The organism is Vibrio sp. Isolate30, assembly GCF_022397975.1.
Classification (GTDB): domain Bacteria; phylum Pseudomonadota; class Gammaproteobacteria; order Enterobacterales; family Vibrionaceae; genus Vibrio; species Vibrio fortis.
Genome location: NZ_JAKEUS010000008.1, coordinates 57,234 through 78,116, shown reverse-complemented (window position 1 = coordinate 78,116; position 20,883 = coordinate 57,234). Strand labels below are relative to the sequence as shown.

Below are 20,883 nucleotides of genomic sequence, written 5' to 3'. Positions count from 1 at the left end.
GTGAAATCCCTCCTTAAAATAAAAAAGTGGATTGACAACCAATGCAAATCGTTGCTGAATGGTACCCGTTTGTGACTCATATTGGTGCACAACCAAACCATTGCACCACAACAGTGCAACGCGTGATCATTTTGGTGCAAAGAAACGCACCAAGAAAAACACAAACAAGCTAAATTATTGAAATTAATGGATTAAATTTTTTGGCACGCTTTTAGCTTTAGTTAAAACAGCATCGATTAATGCACCGAAAGACATTAATCAATGCTAGTTTCGACCGAATCGAGCACATACCAAATTAATAACACTGGAGGTTATCCAAGATGTCAGTAGAAAACGTACTATCGCTGATCCAAGAGAACGAAGTTAAATTTGTAGACCTACGCTTTACAGATACTAAAGGTAAAGAGCAGCACATCTCTCTACCTGCTCACCAAGTTGACGCAGACTTCTTTGAAGAAGGTAAGATGTTTGACGGCTCTTCTGTAGCTGGTTGGAAAGGCATCAACGAATCTGACATGGTAATGATGCCAGACGCATCATCTGCTGTTCTTGACCCATTCACGGAAGACGCAACGCTAAACATCCGTTGTGACATCCTTGAGCCTGCAACAATGCAAGGCTACGACCGTGACCCACGTTCTATCGCAAAACGCTCTGAAGAGTACATGCGCTCTACAGGTATCGCAGACACAGTTCTAATCGGTCCTGAGCCAGAGTTCTTCCTATTTGACGACGTTAAGTTCGCAACAGACATGTCTGGTTCTTTCTTCAAGATCGACGACATCGAAGCGGCATGGAACACAGGTTCTGACGTAGAAGGCGGTAACAAAGGTCACCGTCCAGGCGTTAAAGGCGGTTACTTCCCAGTAGCTCCAGTTGATTCATCTCAAGACATCCGTTCTGCAATGTGTCTAGTAATGGAAGAGATGGGCCTAGTTGTAGAAGCGCACCACCACGAAGTAGCAACTGCGGGTCAAAACGAAATCGCAACTCGCTTCAACACGCTAACGACTAAAGCTGACGAAACTCAAATCTACAAGTACGTTGTACACAACGTTGCTCACGCATTTGGTAAAACAGCGACATTCATGCCTAAGCCACTTGTAGGTGATAACGGTTCTGGTATGCACGTTCACCAATCTCTAGCAAAAGACGGTGTTAACCTATTTGCTGGTGACAAGTACGGCGGCCTATCTGAAACAGCACTTTACTACATCGGTGGTGTTATCAAGCACGCTCGCGCTATCAACGCATTCTCTAACCCAGCAACAAACTCGTACAAGCGTCTTGTACCAGGCTTCGAAGCTCCAGTTATGCTTGCTTACTCTGCACGTAACCGTTCTGCTTCTATCCGTATCCCAGTGGTACCAAGCCCTAAAGCACGTCGTATCGAGCTACGTTTTGGTGACCCAGCGGCGAACCCATACCTATGCTACGCAGCAATGCTAATGGCTGGTCTTGACGGTATTAAGAACAAGATCCACCCAGGCGAAGCTATGGATAAGGATCTATACGACCTACCAGCTGAAGAAGCAGCAGAAATCCCAACGGTAGCTTACTCACTAAAAGAAGCTCTAGAGTGTCTAGACGCTGACCGTGAGTTCCTAACAGCTGGCGGTGTATTCTCTGATGACTTCATCGACTCTTACATCGACCTTAAGTCTCAAGATGTAGAGAAAGTAAACATGACAACTCACCCACTTGAGTTTGAACTGTACTACTCTGTTTAATCTCTGGTAGAGATAAGCATTCTTACTGCAATCTTGTAAGAATCGCCCACTAAATATTAGGCTCGCCTCGCAGGCGGGCCTTTTTTATGTTCCTCACTTCTCTTCTGCTTCGTACCATTCTCTATCAAACAAGCTCATTTCGACTGCTAACAACACGCGCATTAATAACACCTGAAAAAGGTCAACCTCATGAAAGCGATATGGATGTTAATTGGAGCGATACTCTCGGGAATCGTAAGTGCTCAAACTGTCTACACTTGGGAAGACGAAAGTGGCGTGCTGCACTTTAGTGATACGCCAGACAGCAACAGAGCCAAGGCCTTAAGTTTGCCCGATGTTCAAGCTGTTGCCCCAGCGCCTAAATTTGACAGCACATCGCCAGTTGATCCTCAACCGGTAGAGCCTTTACCGACTGAAGCCGCAGCTCACAAATCACCGGTTCGGGACAAGCTTGATACTCCGGCCCCACTCGAACTAACCCTAATAACACCGCAGCACGATCAAACCTTGCGCAGCAATCGTGGTTTAATCGCTATTGAAATAGAGCTCAACCGAAAACTCGGCATTGGGGAACAACTACAATTGATGCTAGATGGGCGCCGTTATGGTGCACCGCAAACTTCATCAACATGGACTCTAAAAAACATCGATCGCGGCACACATACCATTGCTATTCAAGCACATAGAAGCGGCAAGCTTATTGCATCTACTACTCCAGTCACTGTGTTTTTACACCGTGCAACGATCAAGTAGGCCAATGTGCACAAAACAAGCCCAGTTTGTCTGTTTTTCACCGAATACTGACCACTTTAGGCAACAGATAGGAATTATCTTTAGCTTCTGGTTGAGATGCGCCATACTTGAACTTATCAACGCACCAAATTGGTGCAAGGAAATAATCTCAGTTCAAGGATGTCACAGTGAATCGATCAGCGCAGAGCGACAGTATAGAGACACATCAATTATCTAACGCCATACTCGACAATATGGTGACAGCGACTTTGATGCTCGATGAGCAACTCTATGTTCGTTATGCCAACCCTGCCGCCGAACAACTCTTTTCACAGAGTGCTAAACGCATCGTCGATCATCCACTCAGCCAGCTTATTCAACACGCCTCTCTCGATCTCGCACTGCTGACACAACCACTACAAAGTGGGCAAAGCATCACTGACAGTGACGTGACCTTTGTGGTCGATAACCGCCCGTTGATGCTGGAAGTCACCGTAAGCCCAATGACGTGGCAACGCGAGACTTTATTACTAGTAGAGATGCGCAAGATAGACCAGCAAAGACGCCTCAGCCAAGAGCTGAACCAGCATGCCCAGCAACAAGCGGCCAAGCTATTGGTGCGCGGCTTAGCCCATGAAATCAAGAATCCATTGGGTGGACTGCGCGGCGCGGCGCAGCTTCTAGGGAAAATGCTGCCAGACCAGTCTCTGAATGAATACACCCAGATCATCATCGAGCAAGCCGATCGCTTGAGAGCCTTGGTTGACCGCCTGTTGGGTCCTCAGAAACCGGGCAAAAAGAGTGAAGAGAACCTTCACCAGATCCTAGAAAAAGTACGTCAACTGGTAGAGTTAGAATCAGGCTCTTCGCTAGCGATTGAGCGCGACTACGATCCAAGCTTGCCTGATATTTTGATGGATTCGGCTCAAGTAGAGCAGGCAATGCTCAACATTGTCAGCAACGCGGCGCAGATTTTAAGCTCACAAGAATCGGGCAAAATCACCATTCGCACCAGAACGGTGCATCAAGCGAACATTCATGGGCAACGACACAAGCTGGCGGCACGCATTGAGATCTGCGACAACGGACCAGGTATCCCAGATGAGCTCAAAGATACCCTCTTTTATCCGATGGTCAGCGGACGAGAAGGTGGTACCGGTCTTGGGTTATCCATCTCGCAGAACCTGATTGACCAACACAACGGAAAAATCGATGTTGAGAGCTGGCCGGGGAACACCACCTTCACCATCTATCTACCGATTTAACAAATTTATTGGCATCAACGGAGGGCTGCTCTGATGGTGCAGACAACAAGATATAACAGCATAAAAACAACAATGATCATCACAATAGAATTGGCTGCAAAGGAATGGAACTATGAGTAAAGGATATGTTTGGGTCGTCGATGACGATAGCTCTATCCGCTGGGTCGTTGAGAAGACGCTCTCTTCGGCGGACATTAAGTGTGAAACCTTCGCGGATGCGGAGAGCGTGCTCATGGCATTGGAGCGCGAAACCCCTGATGTCTTAGTCTCAGATATCCGCATGCCGGGTATCGACGGTATCGAGCTACTTAACCAAGTTCAGCAGCGTTCGCCGGATCTACCAGTCATCATCATGACTGCTCACTCAGATCTCGACGCAGCCGTTAACGCTTATCAAAAAGGCGCTTTCGAGTACCTACCTAAGCCATTCGATATCGATGAGACCCTAACGCTGGTTGAACGTGCGATTGCCCACAGCCATGAACAGAAGCGTGAACAAGCCAGTGAAGTAGTCGATACCGACGCACCAGAAATCATTGGTGAGGCGCCAGCGATGCAGGAAGTTTTCCGTGCTATCGGTCGTCTATCGCGCTCTTCTATTTCTGTGTTGATCAATGGTGAGTCAGGGACAGGTAAAGAGCTGGTTGCTCACGCCCTGCATCGTCATAGTCCCCGTGCAACGAAACCCTTCATCGCGCTCAACATGGCCGCGATTCCAAAAGACTTGATCGAATCAGAGTTGTTTGGCCATGAAAAAGGCGCCTTTACCGGTGCCAATAGTGTGCGCCAAGGCCGTTTTGAACAGGCTAACGGCGGCACCCTGTTCTTGGATGAGATCGGGGATATGCCACTCGATATCCAAACGCGTCTATTACGTGTTCTTTCAGATGGTCAGTTCTACCGCGTTGGTGGTCATTCAGCGGTTAAGGTTGATGTGCGTATCGTCGCCGCAACACACCAAGATTTAGAGCGTTTGGTGCACGAAGGCGATTTCCGTGAGGATTTGTTCCATCGCCTCAACGTGATTCGTATCCACATCCCTGCTCTGCGCGAACGTAAACAAGACATCGAAAAACTGACGCAACACTTCCTGAGCTCAGCGGCTGAGGAGCTTGGGGTAGAGGTAAAAGCACTTCACCCAGAGACCATCGCTAAGCTCAATCAACTCAACTGGCCAGGTAACGTGCGTCAGCTAGAAAACATCTGTCGATGGCTCACCGTAATGGCAAGTGGCAGTGAAATATTGCCCTCAGATCTTCCTCCAGAATTACTCGAAGAAAAGAGCGTTACCACCAGCGATAGCGGTGATAGTTGGCAAGTTCTATTAGCAAATTGGGCAAAGTGTGCGCTTGATTCCGGAGAAAAAGAGCTGCTTTCTTATGCGCTTCCTGAGTTTGAACGTATACTACTTGAAGCGGCTTTGAACCATACTAATGGCCACAAACAAGATGCTGCGAAAGTGCTCGGTTGGGGACGAAATACCCTAACTAGGAAGCTAAAAGAGTTGTACTAGCTTAGATATGCTCAAACTTGCAGTTACTTTTTAATCAAAAAAGTGTCGCTTGACTGGGACGGAGTCGGTACAATTACAGTACAACATACAAAAGTTTTAGTCAGCGATGTCCATAAAAACCCAAATTACACTCAGAACCGCAGTGGTTCTGCCGTTTGTGATGATTTTTCTCTTCACTATAGGTGTAATGGTTTTTACCCAAAAGAGCAGCTACGAGGAAATGGTTCGTGATGTCAGTGCGCGTCAATTAACGTCGCTGACAGAAAACGTACACCAAAGCCTTTCTGAATTTTTAGAAAAACCTTTTCACGCGAACTTATCTCTGAGCCATAACATCGGATATCACCAACTGTACCACCCTGGTGACCTGCGTGAGGTTCAAGCTTATATTCTGCAGAGTTTCTCAGGGCACTTTTCGACCATCGAACAGCTGGATGTGATTGGCTTTGGTTCTGAAGACAGTAATTACGTTGGGTTTCGTAAAGAGGCCAACAACGGCTATACACTGATGGTTCAAGATGACCGCACTCAGAATAAACTGGTCATCTATCGTGGCAGCAAAGTCAGCGACGATATTCGCTCTGTTATCGAGAATTATGACCCACGCGTTCGCCCTTGGTACACGCCTGTTGCTCACAAAACCAAACCTGCATGGTCAACGATTTACACCAATGCTGATGAGAGACAAGAGATCACCCTCTCTGCCCTAGCGCCTATTTATGATCAAGGTGAGTTTAAGGCGGTTATCGTCAGCGACATCAAAATTGATACCTTCAACGCCTTCCTAAAACAGCTCAAAGACAAGACCAATGCCTCTGTTTACATCATGGACAAAGAGCAACGTATGGTCGCGCACTCAGATGGTGGTAGCGTTGTCTCATGGGGTAATACGCGCCATTCAGATCGCGGTGAGAGACTGCTGGCGTCAGAAAGCCCGAACCCAATCATTCGTGAAAGTGCAGCCTACGTCGATCAATTCCATCTCATTGATGATGAGCAGGTTCACCGTTTTACGTTCAATCTCGACGGCGAGCGCTTCTTCAACCAGATAACCCCATATACTGATGAGCATGGCATTACTTGGTTCATTGGCATGTCTATTCCAAAAACGGACTTGTTAGGCAAGCTACCAGAGAATCAACGTAACAGCTGGCTACTGGGTTTATTGTTGAGCTTTGTTGGTATCACGCTTGGACTATTAGCATTTAATCGCGTTACTCGACCAATCACCTCAACCGCTGATGCTGCAAAACAGCTCGCGAAAGGCGATTGGGAAAGCACCATGCCACAGCCTGGCAATATCTACGAAACCAGTATGTTGGTTGAAGCCTTTAACGAAATGACCAACAACCTCAAGTCGTCATTTAATGCGCTGCAAACTCAGCTCACTTACGACTCATTGACCAAACTATACAGCCGTGAAGGCCTAGTCGGCGCGGCTAAAAAGCACAATATCGCTAACACCGGAACTCTGTATTTGGTGGGTATCGACCGATTCCGTGATATTAACGACAGCCTTGGACACTACAATGGCGACCAACTGCTGATTATCGCTGCAGCTCGCCTGCGAGGCATTCTGCCAGAGCATTACTTGTTGGCTCGTACTGGTGGCGATGAGTTTGCGATTTACGCTCCTGACGTCACTGGCCAAGAAGAAGTCAATCTGCTGGCTAACCGCCTGTTACAGACCTTTGCCTCCCCTTTCTGTATGGAATCAGAAAATGTGGTGATCAACATTTCGATTGGTATTGTTCAGCAGTGCGAAGACAGTGATATGACCCTATGGCTGCGCAACAGCAGCATCGCTTTGAGCAATGCAAAGCAAGATAAAGCACGCGTCAGCATCTACAGCCCTGAGATGGCCAACGCCTCAAGACATCGCACGCAGATGCTAGCTCGCATCAATAAAGCGATTGAGAAGCAACAGTTCGAACCCTTCTATCAACCCATTATCGATTTAGAAACAGGTACAACAATTGGTGCTGAAGCACTGGCTCGATGGGTGACGGAACAGGGTATTATCGCACCTTTGGAATTTATTCCTCTGGCGGAAGAGACTGGACTCATCAGCGATATTGGCCAACAGATATTGCATAAATCGTGTAGAGATACTGCGATTGCGATTGAGACGGGTATGTGGGCACCGGATTTCTCTATTCACGTTAACTTAGCCGTTGATCAGCTGAGCCAACCGGGCTTTGTTGAGCAAGTTAAAACGACACTGCGTGACACTAAGCTGCCTGCTCAAAACCTCACCTTGGAGATCACCGAGTCGCGCATCGTTGATAACGACCCAACCATTATTGACAACATGCTGGCTCTCAAAGCGTTGGGGATTTCGATTGCGATTGATGATTTTGGTACAGGTTATTCGTCATTGGCGTATCTGCAAAAGTTGCCATTTGATTGCCTCAAGATCGATCGCAGCTTCGTCAACAAGCTAGAAAAAGAGAACCTCGATAGTTCAATCGTGGCGGCGATTGTGAATATTACGCACGGATTTAAGGTTAACCTGGTGGCGGAAGGCGTAGAAACCCAGCAGCAGGCTGACTTGCTCAAACAGTTAAAATGCCCGCAAGCACAAGGCTTTCTCTATAGCCGTCCTGTACCATTTGACGAGTGGCCACGTCAGCTGAGTTAGCTGAGGGCTTGATGGTTATCGAATAAAAAAATGCCAGCATCTGAGATGCTGGCATTTTTATTGGAAAACCAAATATTGTAAAAACAGGCTCGCTTAGATAACGCGCGAGAACTGCTGCTGACGGGCTTTTGCACGCAGATATTTATCGAAACACATACAGATGTTACGAATCAGCAGTCGACCACGTAGGGTTACGCGGATCTCTTTGTCATCTACTTCCACTAACTCATCGTTAATGAAGGTTTGTAGCAGCTCTAAATCTTCTTTGAAATAGCGATTAAAGTTAACTGAGAACTCAGACTCAATCTGTGTCTTATCCAACTTAAAGTTACAGATCAGTTGCTTAATCACTTCACGACGCAATAGGTCATCACTATCTAGTGCCACACCCTTCCATAGAGCATGACGCAATTCGTTCACTTGAGCGTAGTACTTCTTCAGCTCTTTCTGGTTCTGTGCGTAAGCGTCACCCACCATAGAGATTGCCGAAACACCGAAGCCAATCAGGTCACATTCACCTTGGGTGGTGTAGCCTTGGAAGTTACGATGCAGAATACCTTCACGTTGCGCTACCGCTAGCTCATCTTCTGGCAGAGCAAAGTGGTCCATACCGATAAACTGGTAACCCGCACCGGTTAGCGTCGCGATGGTATCTTGCAGAATCGCCATCTTCTCTTCTGCTTTTGGTAGATCTTCATCTTTAATCTTACGCTGAGCCGCAAACAGTTGAGGCATGTGAGCGTAGTTAAATACCGATAGACGACCCGGTTTCATCTCTAGCACTTGCTTTAGCGTGTCAGCAAACAAGGCTTGAGTCTGCTTTGGCAGGCCGTAGATAAGGTCAAGGTTGGTAGAACGGAAGCCTAAGTCTTTGGCACGCTGTACCATAGCAATGATGAACTCTTCATCTTGCTCACGATTAACTAGCTTCTGTACTTCTTTATTGAAGTCTTGTACGCCAATGCTCAGACGGTTAAAGCCTTCACTGCGCAAGTGATCAAGCATGTCTAGCTCAATCTCACGAGGGTCAACCTCGATGCTGATCTCAGCATCTTGAGTAAAGTTAAACTCATCACGCAGGATCATCATCAGACGTGTGATTTGTGCTTTACTCAGGAATGTAGGCGTACCACCGCCAAAGTGCAGTTGTGTTACTTCACGGCCTTGCAGCAGTGCAGCGCGCTGGCGGATCTCATGCTCGATGACATCCAGATACTCATCAGCCTTATGCGAGTGACGAGTGATTACCTTGTTACAACCACAGTAGTAACAAAGCTTGTGACAAAACGGGATATGTACGTAAAGAGAAAGCGGGCGCTCAGGGTACTGAGTACACGCCATGTCATAATCAGAGACCGTGAAAGCTTCATGGAACTCCAACGCAGTTGGATAAGAGGTGTAACGCGGACCAGAATAGTTGTACTTGTCTAAGATGGCTTGATCCCAAACGATTTGCTGGCTCGTTACTGCTGGCTTGCTCGACATGATGGTATTTCCAATTTAGATCCGCGAATACTGACGTACTCTCAAATCATTTTACATACATTAAAATATAGACGGGTTATTTTGCCACACGACCAGTAAGGACGTTTGACCGCTAAACGCTTTTTGAGCACCAATGCTCAAAATTGATAGCTTGATCACTAACCGACTTAGGGGATGTAAGATAACACAAAGGTAAGAGGGCTTATTTGATGTGACACCACACCACATAAGCCCTTAATATTAGATCATTTGAATGTTGATTTGGTTATTAAGCGGTTTTACTTTCTTCTGTAACTGCTTCAACTCTTCAATGATGGATTCATTCAAGCGTGACTCTGCTTTTTGTCGAGTCAGGTTCTGCTGCATACGCTCGCGCTTCGGAAGATTTTGTCGATCTTCGCCACGCGCCATATCCTTAACCACGTGATACAACTCTGAAGTTGCTGGGTACTCGGCGTCAAAGTCGACACGCTCATCCCCTTGAACAAAGTCCATGATGTTGTATACACGAATACTAATCTCAGACAGATCGCACTGCCCTTGAATGCCAGCAAGGCATAGGGTGTTAACGTTGTCGAAAATGTTCGCGTTACGCTTCTCGATGGCCAGAGCCTTATGCTGCTTTTGCAACTCCGTCTGCTTCTTCACTTGAAGTAGAAGGTAACCTGCGTAACAGCCCAAGCCGAGAACGATAATTCCGCCAGCAATTGCTAATAAGGTTACATTCATTGGGTCTTAACCTTTAAAGTTATCGAGATCGATGTCTTCAAACTGCGACAGTAGGTCTTCATCTGAAGAGGCTTTCTTAGATACAGATTCAGGAAGGTCATCAAATACCTCTTCCTCTTCTGGCTCAAGTAGGCCTAGGCGATCCATTAGGAACTCAATGCGATCCAGCTTCTCATCTACTAGCTTCTGTAAACCAGCGCCCAAGTTTTCGCCCGCTTCTAGGCGGTCAAGCAAAGTGTTCAGTTGTGCATCGTTCTCAAGCATCTCTAGCTCTTGTTCAAACGACAACTTACGCTCTTGTTTGGTCGGCTTCTTAACCGGTTCGATCACCAATGGAATCTTTTTCTTGCTGCCTAAACGTGGGTCGCGGTTTTGTGCAGCTTTACGCTGTTTCGCTTCACCACCGTCTGAGTGACGGCTACCTGATTTCAAACCTTTACGTTTCTTCAGGCGTTTGCGTTCACGTCCCTCAACATCCGATTCGCTACGGTTGCGAGTTACGATCACTTCAGGAGCACCGTAAGCTCCTGGCTTTCTTGATTTTTTGCTACGGCTCATTACTGGGTCTTCCTCAGTAAAATTACATCATTTCCAACAAATTCGAGTTCGAGCTTATCCCGCTCAGCCAAAAACTGGAATGTTTGGCGGCTAAAAAAGACCACATGCGTCGGATCATTTTTATAGTGCCAACCAGCAAACGCGTCCACGTCAATTACTAGCTTGGTCATCAGACCAATCCAGCCCTCTGGCTTAACTAAATTCAACCATTGCTGCCACACCTTATCGGGTTCATAAAGATGCTCAATCACCTCGGTGGCAGTCATAAAGTCGTACGTCTTATCGAGAACAGCGCGTTCTGGGTGATAGTAGATGTCGTACAACTCCATGGTGTGTCCAGCTTCTTCTAACATGATAGATAGCGTAGGGCCTGGGCCACAACCAAAATCTAACCCGTGTGAGTTAGATGAAATTCTGTCTGTTAATGGGTCGGCAATGCGCGACAAGAACTTACGATAACCAGCATCACTAGGATCATTCTCATGCAGGTCATAGTGTGCTTTCTCTTCGCTTGCTTCTAACCTTTGGTCAGGTTTTACAAATACCAACTCACATTGCTGACACTGCAGGTACTCTCTGCGTTTGTCTTCAAAGTAGTGATGCACATCGTGATGATGGCATAAGGGACAAGTATACATAGCACATCCTTAAACAGGGATGCGAAACATACCAGAAAGTGCGTTTAGAGTGGAGAGATATTGGGTGTTTTTTCATCAAATCAATAAAAAAAGCGATAGGAAAACCTATCGCTCTCTAAATCTGCCTATATTGGCCAAAATTTGCATACTCAACTTGGTACACAAATCTCCATTTGTTATTGGTGCTTTCCTTGCCAAATTTGTTTTTTGTTCATCACCCTGATGAATTTTGGCTATCCGTTTCTAACACCTTGTCGCTGGGCTATCCTAGCCTGATCCTTTTCTGTCTATACCGTTAGACTAGACGATCATCCATATCGATTTCAGCTCCAAGCTGATGGCGCATACTTTACTCACTTATCAAAAAACGACAAGAGCGCGACATCACACTTTTTGTACAGCTATTGAACACCCATAAATAATGCCAATTTGATCACACCATACATAGAGTAAGGCTATATAAAAGACAACGCCCCAGCCAATCATGGCTAGGGCGCATCCTAAATCTTGCTCGAACGTACATTTCATCACTCTGGCTAGGAGCGCGAAACCGACAAATTAGTGTAGACCACCAACGTACTTCGATAAGGTTTCAATATCTGCGTCTGTTAGCTTTTTAGCTACATCACGCATCATCGCATTCATGTCGTTATTACGGCTACCATCGCGGAATTTCTCAAGCTGAGCCTTGATGTATTCAGCATGCTGACCTGAAATCTTAGGGAAACCAGACAGCTCTGTACCGTTACCACGAGGGCCGTGACAAGCAATACATGCCGTTACGCCGCGTTCAGCGTCACCCGCAGTGTATAAAGCCTTACCCTCTTCTACTACGTTTTCTGGCGTAGAGTTGTTAGAGATAGGCAGAGATGCGTAATATGCAGCTAGGTCAGCCATGTCTTGTTCAGACAGAGGCATCGCCATTGCACCCATTACAGGTTCGTTACGACCTTGTTTACCACCACTAGTCATACCTAGCTTGAGATCTTTTAATTGCTTCTCAAGGTATTTCTCATGTTGACCAGCCAGTTTAGGGTACTGTGTGATCAGACTGTTGCCGTCAGCACCGTGGCAGGCAACACATGTTTGTGATTTGGCTTTACCAGCTTCAATACTACCTTGAGCCCATACTGAGCAGCTGGCTAATAGACTCAAAATTAGCGCTAATTTCTTCATGACATTCCATTATAATTATCAAGCTTCCAGTACCACTCTATGTTGCCACTCATGGTACAATAGGCGACCTTATGCCGAGCACGGTTATTTTACACAAATTCACAAAAAAGTAATCAATCGACTACACAAAGTCGAGATGGAGTTAACAGTGAGCGTAAAAATTCATTATCAAAACACGCATTTCATTACCAGTGCACCTGATATTCGTCACTTACCAGAAGACGAAGGGATCGAAATTGCGTTCGCAGGACGCTCCAATGCTGGTAAATCTAGCGCACTAAATCGCGTGACCAACCAAAAAAGTCTAGCGAAAACCAGTAAGACACCAGGTCGTACTCAACTGATCAACCTGTTCAAGGTGACTGACGGTTGTCATATCGTCGATTTACCAGGGTATGGTTTCGCGCAAGTACCACTAGAAATGAAGAAAAAGTGGCAGAAGTCACTGGGTGAATACCTTCAAAAGCGTGAATCGCTAAAAGGTTTGGTGGTTCTCATGGATATCCGCCACCCAATGAAAGACCTAGACCAACAGATGATCTACTGGGCAATTGATAGCCGTATCCCAGTACAAGTGCTACTGACTAAGGCCGACAAGCTCAAACAAGGCGCACGTAAAGCCCAGCTACTTAAGATTCGTAAAGATGCGCAATCTTTCGGTGGTGATGTTGCCGTTGACGTATTCTCTTCATTGAAAGGCATTGGCGTTGACCAGCTGCGTGCCAAAATGGATGAATGGTTTGCACCAGCGCTTGCTGAGCAAATGATCGAAGAACTTGCAGAAGATGAGCGCAACGACGAAGCCTAAAGCAGCCTCATTCGTTAGGTTTGATGAATAAAACACTTACCCTGCTTATATAAGCAGGGTATTTTTTTAACTAATTTTAATCGGTTAGCACTCAGAAGTGATCCATACTAAAAGTTAGAAACCGAATAAATAGATAGTAACAATGGTTAGATCACTGTCATCTAACTTAATAATGGGAAAGGAAGGCTCATGTTAAAAAAATGGATACCACTACGACTTCTAACACTCGTCAGTTTGCTGATCCCACTCTTATTACATGCTGAAGAGACCCAAGCTCCGCCGCCAGCATTGATGAATGTCGACATGACACTCGACCTAGATGGTATGGAAAAGTATGCAAAGGAGGCCAGCCAATCACTGCAAGTCATTTCTGAATCGCTGCAATCCATCGTCAACAACCCCAACCTCAGTGACGACCAACAACAAGCGCTCAATGAAACCATTGCCAGCATTAACCGACTGAGTGCTTCCACTACTCAATCCATTAACCATCTCCCAGAAGTCTTTGAACACTCACGCACGACATTTCAGAAAACCAGTCAAAATCTACTCAACGACATTCAAAGTAAGGTAATCATCGCTCTGGTTGCGATTGTCGCTGTGGTCATCCTCGCCCTGGTTGCTATCTATTTGATTATCTTAAAACCGATGCAGCACACCTTAGTGCAAGCCACCAGCAATATCTCTGCGATGGCGCAATCTATTCAGATCACCGCTGAAGCACTTAAATACAGTACTGAGAAACAACAATACTTAATGGAAGCCATAGATCAGAAAGGCGATGTTAAAGCGAGTATAACCACCGAAGAGCAGAACCAATAAGGTAGCAACAATAACGGAATCGCTGCACACCCCAGACTTAATAAGGTTATTTTCTAAAATAAAACAAGGTCAAATAGCTTTGATGAAAAGTTACATTTTGATCGCTTTATTCCACAAACAACAAATCATAGCGAATTTTTCGATGGGAATGTTCTGGAGCAGATAGATAAACGAAAGGTGAGTTAGGCCACAAAATTCAGGTGAGGAAAGTGGGGTTAGAAAATTTTCTTCCGCACAAGAAAAAACGCCCCAGTCAAATACTGACTGGGGCGGCTGAATCAGCCTAATCCAATAACGTGAAACAAAAGGTCTGAAAGATAGAACATCTTACCTCTGTACCCTACGAGATTTAATGTACAACAATTGCTCAGAAATGAAAACAATTTTTGTAGTTTTTTTTCATGAATGTTTTATTAAAACATCTTAAAAGCCAGTTGTGACAAGCTTTATTCATGACAAAAAAAAGCCAGCGTTTGTGCGCTGGCTCATACTAATTTCGTAATTAAGGTTAAAAAGTGATTAGTGGGCCTGATCCCAGTTGTCACCATGGCCAGCTTCCGCAACCAGTGGGACATCCAGCTCCGCCGCAGATTCCATCAATTCTTGTACTTTACTTTCAATTTCAGTCAGTGCTGACTCTTCTACTTCAAACACCAGTTCATCGTGTACCTGCATCAGTAGTTTCACGCGACCCGCACCTTCGGCTTGAATCCACTCATCTACCAATAGCATCGCCTTCTTGATGATATCAGCCGCCGTGCCTTGCATTGGTGCGTTGATCGCCGCACGTTCCGCAGCCTTACGACGCATGCCGTTGCGAGACTTAATTTCAGGTAGGTGCAGACGACGACCGTAAATCGTCTCAACAAAGCCCTGCTCAGAAGCTGCACTGCGCGTGTCTTCCATGTACTGCATAACACCAGGGTAACGCTCAAAGTACGTGTCCATGTAGTGCTGTGCTTCACCACGAGGAATGCCTAGCTGCTTGGCAAGACCAAACGCACTCATGCCATAGATCAGTCCGAAGTTCACCGCTTTCGCGCGACGACGCTGCTCTGAAGTCACATCCTCGATGCTGACACCAATGATCTCAGCAGCCGTTGCTGCGTGGATATCTTTGCCTTGTTGGAAGGCTTCAAGCAGCGCTTTATCACCAGATAGGTGCGCCATAATACGCAATTCAATCTGAGAGTAATCGACAGCAAGAATCTTCCAACCGTGAGGCGCTACAAATGCCTGACGGATACGACGCCCCTCTTCATTACGGATTGGGATGTTCTGTAGATTTGGATCGGTCGAAGAAAGACGACCTGTCGCTGTTACCGCTTGGTGATACGAAGTATGTACACGGCCTGTCTCAGCGTTGATCATCTTTGGAAGTTTGTCGGTGTACGTTGATTTCAGCTTCGCTAAACCACGGTATTCCAGAATCAGCTTCGGCAGTGGGTAGTCCAAAGCCAGCTCTTGAAGTACTTCTTCATTGGTTGATGGTGCGCCCGATGGCGTTTTCTTCACCACAGGTAGTCCCATCTTCTCGAATAAGATGGCTTGAAGCTGTTTAGGTGAATTCATATTGAATTCTTGCTCAGCGATTTCGTACGCTTTCTTTTCAAGCTCATCAAGACGTGCAGCAATTTCTTGAGACTGTGCGCCTAGCAGCATGTCATCGACAAATACGCCGGTGCGCTCAATGCGAGAGATCACAGGTACCAATGGCACTTCAATCTCTTCGTAAATCGCTTTCAGCTTTTCATCCTGCTCGATGTTTTGCATCAGACGGTTGTGAAGACGTAGTGTTACATCGGCATCTTCTGCAGCATATGGCGACGCCTCACCCAGTTCGATCTGGTTGAACGTCAGTTGTTTCTTACCTTTACCCGCGATCTGCTCGAATGAGATGCAGCTGTGTTGTAGGAAGCGCAGCGCAAGGCTGTCCATATCATGCTTACCACCAACACTGTTAAAGACGTATGAAGCGAGCATAGTGTCATGCTTAATGCCTTTCATCTCGATACCATAGCGCGCCAGTACAGAGGCATCGTACTTAAGGTTCTGACCTACTTTTGCTTGAGTATCGTCTTCTAAGATCGGCTTAAGCTGTTCCAGTACCCAATCACGATCGAGCTGCGCTGGTGCATCTAAATAGTCATGTGCCACAGGTACATACGCAGCAACACCTTCTTCTGTCGCGAATGATAAACCGACAAGATTAGCGACCATGTAGTCTAGGCTGTCTGTTTCCGTATCAAAGGCAAATACTTCCGCTGCTTTTAGCTTCTCTAGCCAAGCATTGAAGTCTTCTTCACTCAAAATGGTTTCGTATTTGCTGCGGTCAATGGTCACAGCTGATGTATCCATTTCAATCGTTGATTGTGCTGACGTTGTTGCACTACCGCTCGCCACCGCGCCAGACTTCTCATCGGCTTCAACCACACCAGAGCCCCCCTCAAGTAACTCATTCAACCAAGATTTGAACACCAGTTGGCCATAAAGTTTGATCAACTCATCTGTGTTTGGCGTTGCTTTTACTAGAGATTCCGGAGTCTCTTCCAGCTCAACATCCAGCTTGATCGTCGCTAGCTCGTAAGAAAGCTTGGCATTCTCTTCATTATCAACCAGCTTTTTCGCCATGGTTTTCGAGCCACGGAAACCCAGCGCTGCAATATCATCTAAGTTTTGGTAAAGCTTTTCGATGCTGCCGATGCCCTGAAGTAGTGCAGTCGCGGTTTTATCACCGACACCCGGTACACCAGGGATGTTATCCACTTTATCTCCCATCAGTGCCAAATAATCGATGATAAGCTCTGGCGGAATACCAAACTTCTCAATAACGCCCTCACGATCCATCACGACATTCGTCATGGTATTGATCAGCGTAACGTTATCATCAACCAGTTGAGCCATATCTTTATCACCAGTACTGATCAGCACTGGCATGCCTGCTTTAGATGCTTGTGACGCCAGCGTACCGATAACATCATCCGCTTCCACGCCTGGGATCGAGATCAATGGCAAGCCCATTGCGCGAATCACATTGTGCAAAGGTTCGATCTGACAACGAAGATCATCCGGCATAGGTGGACGATTCGCCTTATATTCTGGATACATATCATCACGGAACGTTTTGCCTTTCGCATCGAAAATAACGGCAATACGATCTGAAGCAAATTGACGCATCATGCTGCGCAGCATGTTCACCACACCATAGATGGCATTGGTAGGAATATCACCATTACTCATGGTGCCCGGGTAAGCATGGAACGCGCGATATAGGTAAGAAGAGCCATCAATGAGAATCAATGGATTATCAGGAATACGAGCCATAATGTTTGTGTATCCAGTAATAAGTACAGAAATGATGGGTTAAGCATGCCACGTATAGTGACGGGATTCCACGTTGTCGATCTGTATCCGTAGAATGGGTTGTGTTTGTTATAAACAGAATCTTGTTATTTTTTGTTCCACAAGCGCCCTCATCTGTGGATAACTCTGTTTATATTATTTATCCACCCTGTTGAGAAGTTGGTAAAATGAAACAAAAATACACCATAAACCATTGAAATAAATAAACAAAAATAGAGATCGAACATATGATCAACGATCTTTTTTCGATCTTGCGTTGTGGAAAAGAATATTGATGAGGATTTATGCATGCACCTTTATGGTGCTAGATATGCATCTTGTTGAAATTGAGATAGAAAAAAAGCGACACCCGGGGATGTCGCCTAGCAAAAAGCGGTGAAGCTATTCAATTGAATACCACAGCTTAACCAAAAAGCTATAAATTACACTGGAAGCAATGTGAGCAATGTCGTGTCAAAAAGAACTTAGTTTAAGTTCGCGAGAATTCTGTTGGTAACTCAGCGGAGCGCTTAGCTACTAAACATCCTTGTGAACATTTCCTCATTCCCTAAGACGAAGTTAATAATAATGATTCTCATTTGATAGTCAACAATTAAATGATAATAAATCTCATTTAATTGCAATTGTCACCTAACCTTCATCTTACATCTGCTTCACAAAGTGGACTCTATTCTCTTTAATGTCTTCTTTTTGTTCGAAATTTTCTATCATGTAGCCATTTCTCAATAGCAATCTCAACATCGAAGAAAATTGATTCCTAGACTTCACTTTTAGCTGCTTATAGCCCTGATCTCGTACCCATTGCTCTTGCACATCCAATTGAAGCTGCGCTACGCCTTTGTTTCGAGCCAAAGGAGAGACTCCGCCAAACCAGCTGTAAAAAGTTTGCTCATCTAACTGATAACCAATTTTGAAGCCGAGCAGTTGTCCATCTTCCTCAGCAACAAGAACCAACTGTTTTTTGTCTTGCAGACGTGCCGAAAGAGACTCGACGCTCTCTTTATGGCTGAACTCATCGATCTGCTCCACGACAGCCACGCACTCTTCCAGCGTTCCCTCACGAACCACAACGGTCATTTTCAATCTCCTAAAACGAATAAAGGCCAGCATGATGGCTGACCTTTTATGATTTATCTCGACAACTATTTGTTTCTTAGAAACTGTGCCGCTTGAGCATCGTCTTCTGCTAACCACTCTGCCACATCTTTAGCGAAGTAAGTTAGGATGCCATCTGCACCAGCGCGCTTGAAGCATAACAGTGATTCAAGCACTGTCTCGCGCTCTTTCAGCCAACCATTTTGAATAGCGGCTTTGTGCATCGCATATTCACCAGACACTTGGTATGCAAATGTCGGCGCTTGCAGTTCATGCTTCACACGACGAACGATGTCTAGGTAAGGCATACCCGGCTTCACCATCACCATATCTGCACCTTCATTAAGGTCCATCGCCACTTCATGGATCGCTTCATCGCTATTTGCAGGATCCATCTGGTAGTTTTTCTTATTACCACCTTTCAGGTTAGATGCACTGCCGACAGCATCACGGAATGGGCCGTAGTAGCACGAAGCGTACTTAGCGGAATACGCCATGATTTGCGTGTGAATGTGGCCAGCTTCTTCTAAAGCTTCACGGATCTTACCAATACGACCATCCATCATATCTGAAGGCGCCACAACATCCGCACCCGCTTCTGCATGAGACAGAGCTTGCTTGATCAGAACTTCGGTTGTTTCGTCATTCATCACATAGCCATCTTCATCGATGATGCCGTCTTGGCCGTGCGTAGTGAATGGGTCTAGCGCCACGTCGGTAATCACACCAATATTAGGCACATGCTCTTTCAATGCACGTACAGCACGCTGAACTAAGCCTTCTGAGTTGTGAGCTTCTGCTGCACATAGGCTTTTCGCGTCTTGGTTAACGACAGGGAAGAGTGCAATTGCAGGCACCCCTAGTTGAGAAAGGTATTCTGCTTCTTCCAACATCAAGTCAATTGAAAGGCGCTCAATGCCCGGCATAGATTCAACCGATTCACGACGGTCTTTACCCATAAGAATAAACATTGGGTAGATTAAGTCATTCACTGATAACTGGTTTTCTGCCATTAAGCGGCGGCTGAAGTCGTGTTTACGCATACGACGCATACGACGACCTGGGAACTGACCTTGAATAGATACAGACACGTGATTCTCCTTGCCTAGCCTAGGTAAACAACTACCTAGATTATAAAAAGTGCAAAATAGTTGGCAAAAGCATATCACCGCTAGCTAAAGACGCTAGCAGTAAAACCTAAATCCCCCGTAAAAACCGGGATAAATGGCAAAAAATGACCTTCTCCTCACACTGCCGTATACTCTGGACAACTCGTTTCTTCAGCTTTTTCAGGACACAACCATGATCGACACTCATGCCCATATCTACGCTAGTGAATTTGATAACGACCGTGAGCAGGTGGTGCAACGCGCATTAGCCCAAGGCATTGATCGTATTTTACTGCCCAATATAGACCTTGACTCCATTGAGCCGATGCTGGCTACTGAACGTCAATTCCCTGAGGTTTGCCGTTCTATGATGGGACTTCACCCTTGTTATGTTGATGGGAATATCGAAGAAACACTAAAGACTATCCGTGCTTGGTTCGACAAACACGACTTTATTGCCGTGGGTGAAATCGGTATCGACCTCTACTGGGATAAAACCTTTAAAGCCGAGCAAGAGATGGCCTTCGTCACCCAACTACAATGGGCGAAAGAACTCGACCTGCCGGTGGTGATCCACACTCGTGATTCTATTGAAGAAACATTAGCTCTTTTAAAGCAAGAACAAGATGGCAGCCTGCGTGGTGTGTTTCACTGCTTTGGTAGCAGCTTAGAAGAGGCTCAAGCGATCAATGCACTCGGTTTTCACCTAGGATTAGGTGGAGTATCTACCTTCAAAAACTCGGGAATGGATAAGGTAATTCCACACCTTGATATGGATTTAGTCATCCTAGAAACGGACTGTCCGTACCTAGCACCAACACCGAATCGAGGCAAGCGCAATGAGCCAGCTTATACGGAGCTTGTTGCAAAACGAATTGCTGAGTTGCGCGGTATTGCAGTAGAAGAAGTCGATGCGATCACAACCCGAAATGCCGAACAGTTGTTTAAATTACAGCCATCCATTCCGTTAAAAAAATGATATAAAGTTACAATTTTTATTTGAGTTGGCAGCTCAATCGATCTAATATCAACCAGCTTCATATGGAGGTGGTTTTTATGTGTGACCATTCGCAGCACTTGCAACGTCAACATCGAACCTTTTGGCAAAAACTTATTGGTATTAAAGAGATTTACGTCTGTCAGAACTGTGGCTACCAGCTAAAAATTCGATAATAAAATAACAGAAAAAGCGGCCACGGGGCCGCTTTTTCTGTTTATA

At 45.8% G+C, this 20,883-nt stretch carries 16 protein-coding genes; 8 read left to right on the top strand and 8 right to left on the bottom strand.

Going from position 1 to position 20,883, the window contains the following annotated elements; translation table 11 throughout:
* Positions 1-320: 320 nt before the first annotated feature.
* From glnA to L1D60_RS17265, 5 genes are all read left to right on the top strand, one after another.
* Entirely contained in the window at positions 321-1,730 is a 1,410-nt protein-coding gene (gene glnA, locus L1D60_RS17285; protein ID WP_032551090.1) for a glutamate--ammonia ligase, read from the top strand.
* A 189-nt stretch (positions 1,731-1,919) separates the two neighbouring features.
* The gene (locus L1D60_RS17280; RefSeq protein ID WP_239842200.1) at positions 1,920-2,483 is read left to right on the top strand and encodes a DUF4124 domain-containing protein; all 564 of its coding nucleotides are present in this window, start codon (positions 1,920-1,922) and stop codon (positions 2,481-2,483) included.
* Between the two features lie 167 nt (positions 2,484-2,650).
* The gene (gene glnL, locus L1D60_RS17275) at positions 2,651-3,727 is read left to right on the top strand and encodes a nitrogen regulation protein NR(II) (protein WP_239842199.1); all 1,077 of its coding nucleotides are present in this window, start codon (positions 2,651-2,653) and stop codon (positions 3,725-3,727) included.
* Positions 3,728-3,839: 112 nt separating this feature from the next.
* On the top strand, positions 3,840-5,240 hold the full coding sequence (gene glnG / locus L1D60_RS17270) for a nitrogen regulation protein NR(I) (RefSeq protein WP_239842198.1): 1,401 nt from the start codon (positions 3,840-3,842) through the stop codon (positions 5,238-5,240).
* Positions 5,241-5,346: 106 nt separating this feature from the next.
* Positions 5,347-7,881: an EAL domain-containing protein gene (locus L1D60_RS17265; protein ID WP_239842197.1), complete on the top strand. Its 2,535-nt coding sequence runs from the start codon at positions 5,347-5,349 to the stop codon at positions 7,879-7,881.
* A 93-nt stretch (positions 7,882-7,974) separates the two neighbouring features.
* Here L1D60_RS17265 and hemN read toward each other — a convergent pair whose 3' ends face one another.
* From hemN to L1D60_RS17240, 5 genes are all read right to left on the bottom strand, one after another.
* Positions 7,975-9,366 carry an oxygen-independent coproporphyrinogen III oxidase gene (gene hemN, locus L1D60_RS17260; RefSeq protein WP_239842196.1) on the bottom strand — a complete coding sequence of 464 codons (1,392 nt, stop codon included), beginning with the start codon at positions 9,364-9,366 and terminating at the stop codon, positions 7,975-7,977.
* A gap of 240 nt (positions 9,367-9,606) precedes the next feature.
* On the bottom strand, positions 9,607-10,095 hold the full coding sequence (locus L1D60_RS17255; RefSeq protein ID WP_239842195.1) for a DUF2489 domain-containing protein: 489 nt from the start codon (positions 10,093-10,095) through the stop codon (positions 9,607-9,609).
* A 6-nt stretch (positions 10,096-10,101) separates the two neighbouring features.
* Positions 10,102-10,653, bottom strand: coding sequence for a Der GTPase-activating protein YihI (gene yihI, locus L1D60_RS17250; protein ID WP_032551082.1), 552 nt, complete (start codon positions 10,651-10,653; stop codon positions 10,102-10,104).
* A complete protein-coding gene (locus tag L1D60_RS17245; RefSeq protein ID WP_152467944.1) occupies positions 10,653-11,291 on the bottom strand; it encodes a class I SAM-dependent methyltransferase in 639 nt (212 codons plus the stop codon). Before L1D60_RS17245 ends, yihI begins: the two co-directional genes overlap by 1 nt.
* A 558-nt stretch (positions 11,292-11,849) precedes the next feature.
* The gene (locus L1D60_RS17240; protein WP_239842194.1) at positions 11,850-12,467 is read right to left on the bottom strand and encodes a c-type cytochrome; all 618 of its coding nucleotides are present in this window, start codon (positions 12,465-12,467) and stop codon (positions 11,850-11,852) included.
* 148 nt (positions 12,468-12,615) lie between these two features.
* Here L1D60_RS17240 and yihA point away from each other — a divergent pair, with 148 nt between their 5' ends.
* A complete protein-coding gene (yihA, locus tag L1D60_RS17235) occupies positions 12,616-13,275 on the top strand; it encodes a ribosome biogenesis GTP-binding protein YihA/YsxC (RefSeq protein WP_239842193.1) in 660 nt (219 codons plus the stop codon).
* A gap of 291 nt (positions 13,276-13,566) precedes the next feature.
* Positions 13,567-14,097: a GTP-binding protein gene (locus L1D60_RS17230; RefSeq protein WP_239842312.1), complete on the top strand. Its 531-nt coding sequence runs from the start codon at positions 13,567-13,569 to the stop codon at positions 14,095-14,097.
* Positions 14,098-14,616: 519 nt separating this feature from the next.
* On the opposite strand, the gene polA is transcribed toward L1D60_RS17230, so the two are convergent.
* The 3 genes from polA to hemB all read right to left on the bottom strand — a co-directional run bounded on the left by polA (position 14,617) and on the right by hemB (position 19,646).
* Positions 14,617-17,421 (bottom strand): DNA polymerase I, encoded by a 2,805-nt coding sequence (polA, locus tag L1D60_RS17225; RefSeq protein ID WP_239842192.1) that lies wholly within the window; start codon positions 17,419-17,421, stop codon positions 14,617-14,619.
* Positions 17,422-18,102: 681 nt separating this feature from the next.
* Complete coding sequence (locus tag L1D60_RS17220) at positions 18,103-18,537, bottom strand: GNAT family N-acetyltransferase (protein ID WP_239842191.1); 435 nt, start codon at positions 18,535-18,537, stop codon at positions 18,103-18,105.
* Between the two features lie 65 nt (positions 18,538-18,602).
* Positions 18,603-19,646 (bottom strand): porphobilinogen synthase, encoded by a 1,044-nt coding sequence (hemB, locus tag L1D60_RS17215; RefSeq protein WP_239842190.1) that lies wholly within the window; start codon positions 19,644-19,646, stop codon positions 18,603-18,605.
* Between the two features lie 211 nt (positions 19,647-19,857).
* Here hemB and L1D60_RS17210 point away from each other — a divergent pair, with 211 nt between their 5' ends.
* Entirely contained in the window at positions 19,858-20,643 is a 786-nt protein-coding gene (locus L1D60_RS17210) for a TatD family hydrolase (protein WP_239842189.1), read from the top strand.
* The last annotated feature ends 240 nt before the right edge of the window (positions 20,644-20,883 follow it).